At 34.8% G+C, this 11,529-nt stretch carries 9 protein-coding genes; all 9 read right to left on the bottom strand.

The genetic code is table 11. The features are described 5' to 3' along the window. Positions 1-625: 625 nt before the first annotated feature. Positions 626-1,030, bottom strand: a complete 405-nt coding sequence (tssD, locus tag K0R77_RS17170; protein WP_300355292.1) for a type VI secretion system tube protein TssD — start codon at positions 1,028-1,030, stop codon at positions 626-628. A gap of 170 nt (positions 1,031-1,200) precedes the next feature. After that, entirely contained in the window at positions 1,201-2,163 is a 963-nt protein-coding gene (locus tag K0R77_RS17165) for a hypothetical protein (RefSeq protein ID WP_300355289.1), read from the bottom strand. Between the two features lie 54 nt (positions 2,164-2,217). Next, positions 2,218-3,153 (bottom strand): hypothetical protein, encoded by a 936-nt coding sequence (locus K0R77_RS17160; RefSeq protein ID WP_300355286.1) that lies wholly within the window; start codon positions 3,151-3,153, stop codon positions 2,218-2,220. Then, positions 3,153-6,350 carry a glycoside hydrolase family 19 protein gene (locus tag K0R77_RS17155; RefSeq protein WP_300355282.1) on the bottom strand — a complete coding sequence of 1,066 codons (3,198 nt, stop codon included), beginning with the start codon at positions 6,348-6,350 and terminating at the stop codon, positions 3,153-3,155. Before K0R77_RS17155 ends, K0R77_RS17160 begins: the two co-directional genes overlap by 1 nt. 19 nt (positions 6,351-6,369) lie before the next feature. After that, positions 6,370-6,873: a DUF4280 domain-containing protein gene (locus K0R77_RS17150; RefSeq protein ID WP_300355280.1), complete on the bottom strand. Its 504-nt coding sequence runs from the start codon at positions 6,871-6,873 to the stop codon at positions 6,370-6,372. A 92-nt stretch (positions 6,874-6,965) separates the two neighbouring features. Beyond that, on the bottom strand, positions 6,966-9,365 hold the full coding sequence (gene tssR / locus K0R77_RS17145) for a type VI secretion system protein TssR domain-containing protein (protein WP_300355278.1): 2,400 nt from the start codon (positions 9,363-9,365) through the stop codon (positions 6,966-6,968). 53 nt (positions 9,366-9,418) lie between these two features. After that, positions 9,419-10,324 carry a PKD domain-containing protein gene (locus tag K0R77_RS17140; RefSeq protein ID WP_300355275.1) on the bottom strand — a complete coding sequence of 302 codons (906 nt, stop codon included), beginning with the start codon at positions 10,322-10,324 and terminating at the stop codon, positions 9,419-9,421. 39 nt (positions 10,325-10,363) lie between these two features. Next, entirely contained in the window at positions 10,364-10,882 is a 519-nt protein-coding gene (gene tssO / locus K0R77_RS17135) for a type VI secretion system TssO (protein WP_300355272.1), read from the bottom strand. 20 nt (positions 10,883-10,902) lie between these two features. After that, entirely contained in the window at positions 10,903-11,433 is a 531-nt protein-coding gene (gene tssO, locus K0R77_RS17130; protein WP_300355269.1) for a type VI secretion system TssO, read from the bottom strand. Positions 11,434-11,529 lie beyond the last annotated feature (96 nt).

Genomic DNA, 11,529 nt, shown 5'->3' with positions numbered 1-11,529 from the left:
TGATGATGGTCCGAAACTCCAGAGGCATTCTGTGAAGGACGAAACACAGAGCCTCCAAAAGGTGATGAGGTATTTGACATAGTTTTGTGATTGTGTGGTGGTTTAAAGTTATTAAATTTTATTTACCCGTGCAGATTTTAAGTATTAATTTTTTAAATTTTTGTTGTAAAATGCCTAGTTTGTAATATCTTGCTGTTTCTTTTAAAGCAAAGTTCACTAATTTTTTTTGACAACTAACTGCAGATTTTTAAGTTCGCAATGGCGTTTCACTTAAATAAGAACACAATGTTATTTTTTCAAGAAAGTTTATAATTGAGTTTATTTTTGTTGCAATAGTAATGTTTCCAACAAAAGTTCAACTTGAAAATGGCTGAAATAGAATTGAGGTTGACTGAATGTTGTTTTTAAAACTTCAGCTCTGATGATAACCACTTACAGCCCGGATTGAACGGAGCCCTTCGACAAGCTCAGGATAAATTACAGACGGAAATTGCTGCCCTGAAAAAACTGCTTTTGAAGATCAATGGTGTCTAAAAAACATTGACAAGTGCTCAATAAAAATAAATTTCAGGCGAAAAAGACCGCCTTTTGCGGACGGTCTTCGTAATCTAAATCGATGCAGTTTTTAGCTTGATGGCCAAAGCCCTTTATACGCTGAGTTTCCGTAGTTGATTGTTTCTGCACTCACCACAAAGCTGATCAGCATAGAATTTTCGTCTACCGCATCGAATTCTACTTCGTGCTGAATCACGTAGCCGTTTTCCCAACTTAAGGTGATCAGTGTGCCTTCTTCGTGAGATTTGTTGAATGTGATCTCGCCGGTTGTGGGTTTGTATTTTCCGTTCAATAGTGACTCGAGGATGTCGGATTTTTCGGTTGCCTCGATTGTAAGTTTGATCAGTGCATTCGAAGGGTCTGAAGCTACACGTCCCGAAACGTCGGTGGATCGAGATACGCTGTAGTTCAGCTTTAGTAATTTTTGCCCTTCACTGCCATTGAATTTTAAGATTCCTCTTGAATTTGCTGCCATGATGCGTAAATTTTAATCTGTTAATATTTTTGTGTGTTTTGTATTTCAAAGATAATTACTCGCAAAATTATTTTCAAAAAAAATTAAATGTTTTTGAAATTTTGTAGTAGTTCTACGATTCTATGTCGTAATAGTACGACATGAGGAACAAAACTCTACTTATCAACAGATTATAAGATCTGATCAGCTTTTAATTCCGTTGAATACAATACGTTATATTGGGAATAAGAATTGTGAATTTCCATCGATTTTATGATTCCGGTTTGTGCAGAAAGTGTGTAGTTTCCGATGAAATCGGTTTGATTATTCTCATTAAAAACTAAAGTCTGACTGAGAATAATCTCATCCCTTTCGTTATTCACTGTTCCGCTTTGCTGAATATCAGCTACGGAATTTTCGTTCTCCAGAAAGATTTTAAAATTAGATTTTCCGTTTTTAAATTCATTTCTCAGAGGTGCAAAAAAGGTTTTAAGCAACCAGTCCTGTTTCATTTTTTTTTGAAATAATTCCTGATTTAAAACTACATATTCTAATTCTTCAATATAAATTTCCGCATATTTATCCGGAAACTGATCTAAGAGTTTTTCTTTTATTTTAGGGAAATTATCTATTGTTTCCTTCAAAAGACTAATGGTTATAATTTCACCTTTTAAATTGGTCTGAATTTCAATGGGATTCAACGATTGCAGACAGGTACTCGCCAAATCGCCTATCTTTTCTTTTATATTTGAAAAATTAGTTTTAGAGATATGAAAAGTATGAGTCGTATATTCATTTTTGATCCATTTTAAAGAGAAAATGTAGGCAAATGAGTTTGCGGATTTTTTTCTATCATCGAAAGATGATTCTGTAACGACTACTTTATACTGAATATCTGAATGTTCGGGTACAAAATTTATTTTCGGGTTTTTATCAGGGCTTTTGAATGGTGCGTCATTTTTTGAGTTGTATTTATGAATCGTCAGATTGTCAGGAAGAAACAATTTCTTCCCAACAACAAGATCTTCAAAAATGTAATCTTCTCCCGCACATTTCTGATTGTGAAATTCTTTTATGTATAAAGGGTTTTCGAGATTGATCTGATCGGCAATACTTTGAAGTGTGTCACCGTGACGAATGAAATGGAGGATCATAAATTTATAAATTCCTTAAAATTTTAATTAAAAAATACTAATTTGAAATTCTATTTATTGCATTTTTTTAGTGGTACAAACCGCATTTTTTTCTGCCGCAATTAACTGATTAAAAATTTGATCTGAAGATTTCTGAAGATCTATTTTAGGATGAAATTCACAAATTTTCGTTTGATTGTCATTTTCCTGCCAAGAACTCATCTCGTGAATTACCTTATTTACTGTAAAGTTATTATTTTCAAAGCTTATAAAATAGTTATAGCGATCTGTACCTTTCGGAAAATTAGTGACAACAGAAAATCCTTTACCATTTTTTTTGATTTGAGAAACCTGATTTCCGCCATCCTGAGAAAAATTTATTGATTTTAATTTCAATACATATCCTTCATTTTCATAAAAATAAACACGCAAACTATCTCCGGTATTGGGTTTATTGCTGAAAATCTTATCTTCTTTTCCGTCATTATTGATGTCAAATGTTATTGTAATAAAATCTTTATTGTTTTGATAGGATTCTATATCTGATGCTTTTTTCGAACTTAGTTGACTATTTTCAGATTTATTTTGCTGACTGTAAAAATCTACCAACGAATATATTTCCGGCTTGTTTCCTGACTTATAATCAACGATCAACCAGTTATTTTGATATTTACTTTTATCAAATACAAAGTTTTCATTTTTAAAATCAATTTTCCCGTATTTTAACGTCGGTAGTTTATCTTTTAGAACCGAAGATATTTTTGAGATATAAAAATTAGCATCATCCGCAACAGTATAAAATCGGTCTTCTCCTATCACTTTTTTTATAGAATCAATGTCTTTTATATCCGGTGAAATTAAATAAATTCCAGATTTTTCTATGATGGTATCGTTATCTGATTTCACCTGTTTGGGAAGTGTTGCAGTAGCACTTACAGAATTCTTTTGACATGAAATATTTAATACAAATAAAGATAATATTCCTACAAAAACGTGTTTTACTTGTTTCATTATTGATTGATTTCAACGTGATAAGCACCATTTTCATCTAATAATTGATGAAGTTCTGATCTTTTCTGCATTTCTGTTTTAAAGTCATTCGGATTTGTCAATCTGCGGATAGAAACATCAAAAGTGTTCATCACATTTGGATCTGCCAAGTGTTTAGAAACTGATGAAGGTCCTAATTCATTGATTTTTGCCTCCATATCCTGAATGATCTGCGCTTCTGTTTTATGAGCATTTGTTCCTGCTGTATAAACATCAATCACCTGATCTCCTGCATTGGCATAAATTCCTTTTTGCTCTGCAGCTCCTGTTCTGGCAATGTTATCATACATAATTCTTGCCTGATCAGCTGGCGTTCTTGCTGTACTAGTAATGTAAATATCATTATTTTTTGACGCAGCTCCTACTTCTTCAAGTACTGTTCTTGTTCTCTGTGAGATGCCGCTCTCAAGTGCTGTATCCCCTACAAAATGTATTGTTACACCGCTATTTCCTCCAGAAGCTCCTGCATTGGCACAGTCCTGAGGATAATTAAAGATCTTTTTAATTTCTTTTAGATAATCTCTTCTTTCCAGTCTTCCGTTTCCACCGCCATTCACAAGCCAGCTTATTGTATCAATATAATCTTTATCAGCAAGTAAATTCATATTAATTGTCGCATACGAAACCGTACCATCCGGTGTTACCTTAGATATTTGGGTTTTTGGAAACTGTTTCCCGTTTGAATTATCATATTGACTGTATGTTGTAGTAGGAACCGTCCAAGTATCTCCTGCTCCCAAAACTTTACCCTGCGTCCAGAACCAAACTGCAGAATCTACCGCAAGATTCAGCTCTTCTGCAACTCTGAGCGGACTTCCTACAACATCCTCTCCTGAATAGGCTTTATATTTTTTATAATTATTTTTCCAGGTAAGCTGCATCAATCCTTTCCCCTTATATCTTTCTCCATCACCTGCAACTGTATTTCCGTTTCCGTTGGCATCATCGTGATGTCCCGGATCATATTTAATTCCGTTCGCGTATTCTAATGTCGTCTGGAATTTATCTGTTTCATGATATACTTGTGTTAAGAAGTGAATTTTTCTGATACAGGTATTTATTTCATGTGCTTTAAATTTTTCATTGATTTTAGCTAAGAAACTTGCATTCGTTTTATCATCTAAATTACAATTGTCTTTATAAAATAAACCTGTTGTATTAGCAACTCCCTCCGATTCCCGAAGTTTTTTAAGGATAGTTTCAAATTCTGCTAATGTAATATCTCGGTTACAGAAACAGTTTTTCCCAATAACAAAATAAGCTCCTTCAGCTTTTAGAAATTCTTTATCATGCTGTTTCTGTCCTTGAGCTTTTGCCTGAATAAAAACTAATTCCTGCTCTTTTTTGAATAATTTAAATTTAACAGTTTCGTCTTTCTGATACGTTTTTATCTCAAGAGCTTTTATAATATCGTCTACATAAGCAGATTTGCCGTCTGCAATTTTTTGATTGTTTGCGTTTCCGCTTTTTGCATTTCTTAGAATAGTTTCTGCGACACTTTTTTTAGAATTTTCATCTGTAATTTGGTTTTCTCCACCAAATTTATAGGTGTATTCTCCGTCTTCTTTTCCTTTGGATATTTTTTCTTTCCATTGCTTCAGTTCGTCATCCGATTTTGGTCTCAGATGAACAGGAACTTTTGCTACACCATTTTCTATGGTGGCTGTAAACTGTGTTTTTTCAGTTCCCTGTACCTCTGTTCCAGATGCAGTTGTCTGATCCATTTGAGCTTCGGTAATTTCCAAAAGCGGAAGAACAGCTCCGGCAGAGCCTTTTATAAGACCATCTTTTTCTTTAATAATGAGCGTTGCCTGTTTGCCATTTAAACCTGAAGTGCGTGCAACCAAATATACTTTGGCATCGAGCGGAGCACTATTTATTTTCTTCAATTCCGCACCTAATTTAAAAGTCTGGAAAGTTACTTTTTCATCTTTATTGTAAACTTCTTTTGTAAGCCCCTGTTTGATAGCTGCCAGAGTTGTATATTCTTTCTTATCGACTAAAGCTTTCACTCCAGGTTTAGCAAGAATAATTTTTGCAATGTTTTCTTTTTCAGCATCGGTAGACGTTTTATTTCCATTGCTACCAATTTTATATTCAAAAGTTCCTGCTACCTCACCTGTTTGCTTGGTATATTCTTTTTTGGCAAAATAAGCATCAATAATATCTTCCACAGCAGAATCTTCTACAGTGCTTACTGCTCTTCCATCTGTGGGTTGTTGTGTAGGAGGTTGTGTAGGTTCAATAGTTCCCGGTGATTCTGCCCAATCCCAAAGTTCAAGATTATTCCACCAATCAGTTACCTTATCCACAATGCCTTTTTCTTCTTTTTGAGATTGAGGTTTGTCTGCTGCAGGAGAATTTGCAGCTCTTGGCGGAACATTTGAAGCTGGTTGATTTGTTTGAGCCGGATGCGATGGTGCAGGATTATTTGCAGTTTGTCCCGGTCTTGACTGTGGACTCGTTGCGGGGACGTGAGAAGGATTGTTTACATTCTTGTTATCTGTTGCATGCTTTCTATCCTGAAAATATTCTACCGTAACATAAAATTCCAATTGTTTGGGATCCGTTTCTCCCTGCATTGCTTTCTGCATCAGAGCTCTGGTCAGCATAAATTCTGCAGTTGCAACTCCGCTTCTGTCTACTGTCGCTTCTTTGGTTTCAATTAAAAGATTATTGGAATTATGCCCGTCACCAACAGCATCATCTTCCCAAAGAGAAAATTTCAATTTCTGACCTGTTAAATTTACGCATTGCGCTCTCGCACGCATTTTTTCGGTATAGCTAAAAACTGTTCCTGGCGAATCATCAACATATTGCAGTTCAACTTTATTGATTCGGGGAATTACTGCAGGTTGAGGATTAATGTCAATGGTTGAAGCGCCACTTCCTTCAGATTCATAAAGATAGGCTTCGAGACGATACGTATTTCTTTGAGCAACCTCTCCAAATGTGAAGGTTCCTGAACCTGTTTTTTTAATATTTGTAGTGGTAAATCTACCGTTTGAACGTTTTTTGAATAATTCCCACGTTAAACCACCGGCATTTCGTTGATTTTGTGGTGTGGCAGGATACCAATCAGTAACTGTATAAGTTGTCGCCTCTCCAATCTTTGGAGTAGGATTCCCCGATATTTTTGAAACTCCTTTTTTTGACATTGCAGAAATGTTTTAAAGATTAATAAGCATCTAATTCACTTTCAAAAACAGTTTCTTTAAACTCGTTCACATCCACAAGAGGATTCATATGTCTGACGATTTTTTCATCAGCATTTTTTACATTCTGCTTACTCATTTCGCCTCGCTGACCATGATCTTTAATTGTGATTTTTCCACCGACTGCACATTGAAGTTCTGAAATTTCGGTCACAACTTTCTTACCCATGACTTTTACTTTTTCATAGGTTTTTTGCCATTTTCCCGCAGGAGCATAGGCACAAGGTAAATATCCGCTTGAAGAAGGCTTTAGTTTGCATCGTCCAAAACTCGGACCTGAAGGTGTAAATTGCAGATCATCTTCTGTAACCGCAAGATAATCTGTACTTCCCGCTGCATCATTCCAATAATGTTTCTGATGCACGGTCACTTTATGCTGTGGAAACTGGTCTCCCTGATTGCACTCGCATTTTCCTTTCTGTACGACAAAGTGTTTGCCGTCATGAGATGATGATTGCTCTGACATATTTTGTGATGTTTGGTAATCAAAGATAACAAAAAGTAAGCTAACATAAAAAAAACGGAAAGTAAATTTTCCGTCTTTTTATTTATAAGTAATTAATGTTGAGTATACTCCGGCTCTTCTACCGGCAAAGTGGTCGGCATAAAATATTCATTAAGCCAATAGAATTCCTGACCGTTCTGTTTTATTTTTACAGCAGGATTTTTTCTGTGAGTAAGCATTCTTTCAGCCAGTTCTTTATAATATTTGAAATAAGTTCTTGCCTGATCATTAGTCACGATATTTGATTTTTTCCAGCCTTTCAGTTTATATTTTGACATCAATTCAGCTTCGGAATTGTCAAAACCTGTACTGATTCCTACCGCATAAGACATTGGCTGCTCGTATAATTCTCCTTTATCTAAAAATTTCAGGGTAGGATTATATTTTTTCAGAAGTTTTATATATTCTCTTACCGCTCTTGTTTGTTTAAAATCAGTTCTTGCAGCTCCTGTTTTTTCATAAACTTCAGAGTAAAAAGCTTTAAGCTGATCATATTCTGACTCAGAAATCAAGATCCCTTTTTCCATTCCGGGTTTGAATTCTTTTAATTCCCTCGGAATGTATCCTTTCACTAAAAACGGATTTCCGTAATTGATTAGCTGTGCTGCAATTCCTGCAGGAACAGGATTTGTAACTCCAGGATACAAATATTTATATTTAAAATCAACCTCTGTTCTCCCAGCTCCTACTGATGTTTGAAATCTCTCGTTGAGAGAACTATCTATTTTGGTATTATCAAAAGTAACCTGAGCAATCAAACTGTCAACAGCTTTTTTCAAAAATCCAGGAGGGGCAATATCACCTTTTTTAGGAAAAATTACAAATCCCGGAGCCATGCTTTGTTTCGGAAAGTCTAATGAATAAAAGCCGGCATCACTTTCAATCAAGCTAAAATTATTTTTTATTAAAACATCACTTTGATCGATGATTTTCTGCTTTTTCAATTCGGCTACATTTTTAGCTGTGTTTGTAACAATATTTTCTGACATCAAAACAAAATCGTTATACGTATCTGAAGAACGGGAGTTCGTCTGAAACATAATCACTTTTGCCTGTGCCTGAGTCAATGAATTGATAACGCCATACATATTTCCACTAGTATTTGCAGAAGTACCGATAGTAATGACAATATTAGTTTCATCAGGAACTTCAGAAAGTAAATTTCCGGCAGCGATTAAACCTTCGTTTAAAGGTTGATTGCCACCTGTACTTTGGCAGTTCATTTCGTTAATCTTATCATCAATAAATGCTGTAATTTTACTGTAATCTTTGCTTAAAGGTGACGGAGCTACATTTTCTCCGCAAGGATTGTTTTTGTAAAGTACGACACCATATTTAATTGAATTAAAGTAAGATGGCTTCTCAAATCTCAACTGGAGATCTTCTAATAATGATTTTACAATGGGTGTATATGGCGCATTAGCCGAACTTATATCTAATACAAAAACAATATTGGCTTTTCTATTCTTTTCAATAATTTCCTTATAGCGATCGAAGTAAATCTTATCTCCTAAGACATTGGATGCGTAATTTTTGCTGTAATCTAACACGTTTGTAAAATACTTTGTTTTGGTGTCTGTCACAACGGTATCATTAAGTGCTAAATTAACAGGAAAAATGTTTTCGAGTGGTTTTCTTTTATCAACATCCGTAAGTAAAATTGCAATTCTTTTTTCTGCATCTGTACCTCCAGGCGAACCTTCATGAATTCCCAAAGCGGTCTCTTTGATTCCTGTAGGATTCTTCATTTTTACAGCCGAGCGTTCTCCCCATGCTGAGATAACATCAGAACTCACCCATCCGTAAAGACCTGTACTGATACTATCCATATCGATTGATGGCTTTTTGCCGACCAAAAATCTTTTGTTATTTTCCTCCTGCTTGTAAACGTACACCATCTGCCCGTTCGGAATTTTCACATCAGCTGCTTCTATCAGACTTGGAGAATTAAACACCATGATAGAATCATTTTTATAATATCTTTCAGCGCTTTTAATGACTTCCGGACTGTTGGGAACAACTGCTACACGTACCGGATAACCTGTTTTTTCGCTTTTTAATGAATTGCTCCAAAGAAGAAGATCAGATTCTGGAATCCAGCCGTAGGTTTTTACAGATTTTGAGGAAACTTTTTTCATTAAAGCATCAGGAATGTATTCTGCTACTTTTACCATGCCGTCTCTATTTTTCAAAACCATTAAAGGCTCTAAAAATTTAACTTCTTTATAAGATTTTTCGTCATTTTTATCAAGATATGCTGTATTTCTTGACCTGTCTGAAATGGCAATCCATGGTACAGATTTTTTAGAAAAACCATCAATAACGGGCGCGTTATCAATCTGACCGTATTGTTTTGGTTCAGGAGTTTTTTTTGATGGTAATTTTACCTGACAACTCGTAAGAAGTACCGATAAACCTATATAATAAGCTGCTAGAGGAAATTTATTTTTCATCTTAATTTTCTTTATAATTGGTGTGGTATCCGAAAAAAATTCGGAATGATAATTTATTTGCTTTGGTTGATGTCTACTTTGGTAACGCAGTTTTGGGCATCGTCATAATTGAGTTTTACCGTCTGAATGACATTATTTTTATCAAACTGCAGACCTGTACAATAGAGATAAAAGTTATTGACTTTGCTGTCACTTACCTGAACGATAGAATTTTCATTATTACATAAATACTTGTTTAACAAATAGTTGTAATGCATATTAAAACTATTTCCGTTGGCAATCTGCTGAAGATGATACTTGAAATCGTTGTCTCTTTGCTCGTAAAAATCATCCACGGCAACCTCTTCTTCAACTTCATTGTATTCGGCAACAATTTTTATTCTGTGTAATATGGGTTCTTTGTCTACATCTGTGTATAATGTTACGACATAATCGCCCGGTTTTTTGTAAGAATAAGTAGCCAGTTTGTCTTTGGAATCTATTCCTGATGTTTCACCAAACTTCCAGGTAAAAAGCTTACCGTCTGATAAAGCTCTGAAGTTTACATTTTCAAACTGCATAGCCTGGGTAGGTGCGTCGATTGTTGTGGTCATTTTCAAACTGTCCTGAGCTTCCACACGTTTTGATGAAACTACGATAGGATAAGTTTTGGTGTATTTATCATCAATAATCAACGTTACACTATAATAACCCGGTTTATTAAAAAAATGATATCCTTTGTTTTTATCTGAGCTGTTACCGTCTGCAAAATTCCATTTTCTCTGTTTTGCGAAAGGTGTTTTGTCTTCGAAATGGAGCGTATCTCCAACTGTTAATGACAAAGGATAAACTGCTCCTACAATATCATCTGAGGAATGGATAACCTTTTTTTGAAGCCACAATGCAATGAGGGCAGCAACCAGCAAAGTAGCGACGACACCAATGATGATGTTTTTTCTGTTCTTCTGAAAATAGTTCATATTTAAATTTTGTGATGTGTTTAATAAAGTGTGTTTTGGTTATCTGGTTTTGAGAGCAATATCTCTTTCAAAAAGTCTTTGTTCGTTATTTTTATATCCCATTTCGCAGTTTTTAACGGTTACTTCGAGTCTTTTAACATCGTCTGTCATATTTTTCACCATATTTTTATCTTCCATGTACATTTCGTAGAAATCTGCAATAAGCGGATATCCTTCTATCCTTTCATCGGGCGTGATAAATCGCTTTTTGGTAGATGAAATAAAATCGGTGTTCTTTTCAATTTCATGAATAGTCATCGCTTCAGGATTCTCAGCATCCAGATGTGAAATTTTCACAAAAGTACTGTCTACAATCTTTTGAATATTCTGTTGCTCAATATCAAACTTTGATTTTTGCTCAAGCCTTTTTAAAGTGATCACATCTGACGAATTAAAAGGTGATTCAAATCTGTTCAAAAAGATAATTCCCAACAAAAGCATTGCTGCTAAAAGCATTAGAATAAGATATAAAAACTGAAAGCGTTTTTCCTTTTTTGATAATGTAATTTGTCCCTGCATAATTTAAAATTTAAAATAAATTACCTTCTTCTCCCTGCAAATTTTCTTGTAGGATCTACCCTTAGCTCTCTTACCACACCCGCATTTTTTCCTTGACATCTCATCAATTGGCTTCTGTAATATTCTTTCTGGTTGGCAACGTTAATGATTTTTGTTTTGAGATCAAGCATTGGACCGATGTGATTCAATAAAACCGCATAATGCTTCAGATTATCTATGCTGTCTTGCCCCATAATGCTTTTTGCATCATAGAGTTCTTCTGTAATCTGTTTTCTTAGTTGGATATCATTCTGCACCTTATTGATATCTAAAAGTGTCATCAGATGATGAATGCTGTCCACTTTGATATTCATGGCATTGCTGCGACCGCGAAGCTGTGAATATTTTTCAGCTTCTGCCTCCATTCCCTTGCGTTGGGTATGGTAACTTTTAAAAAAGAAAAAAACGGCGCAAAAAGAAATTGATGATAAAACGATGAACGAGAGGATAAATTTCCAAATACCCATCCTAACATCGGATTTGTTCAATTTTTTATCTCTATTTATAGACATATTTGTGGTTTGGTTTGGAATGTGAAAATAGAAAAAAAATATTTATTCTCAAAATTAAATATGGAGTTTGCAACATATTTACAATTATTTAATGTT

The sequence above is a fragment of the Chryseobacterium sp. genome (assembly GCF_029240215.1).
Taxonomy (GTDB): domain Bacteria; phylum Bacteroidota; class Bacteroidia; order Flavobacteriales; family Weeksellaceae; genus Chryseobacterium.
The sequence above is the reverse complement of the archived record's forward strand: the minus strand, read 5'-3'. Positions and strand labels throughout refer to the sequence as shown.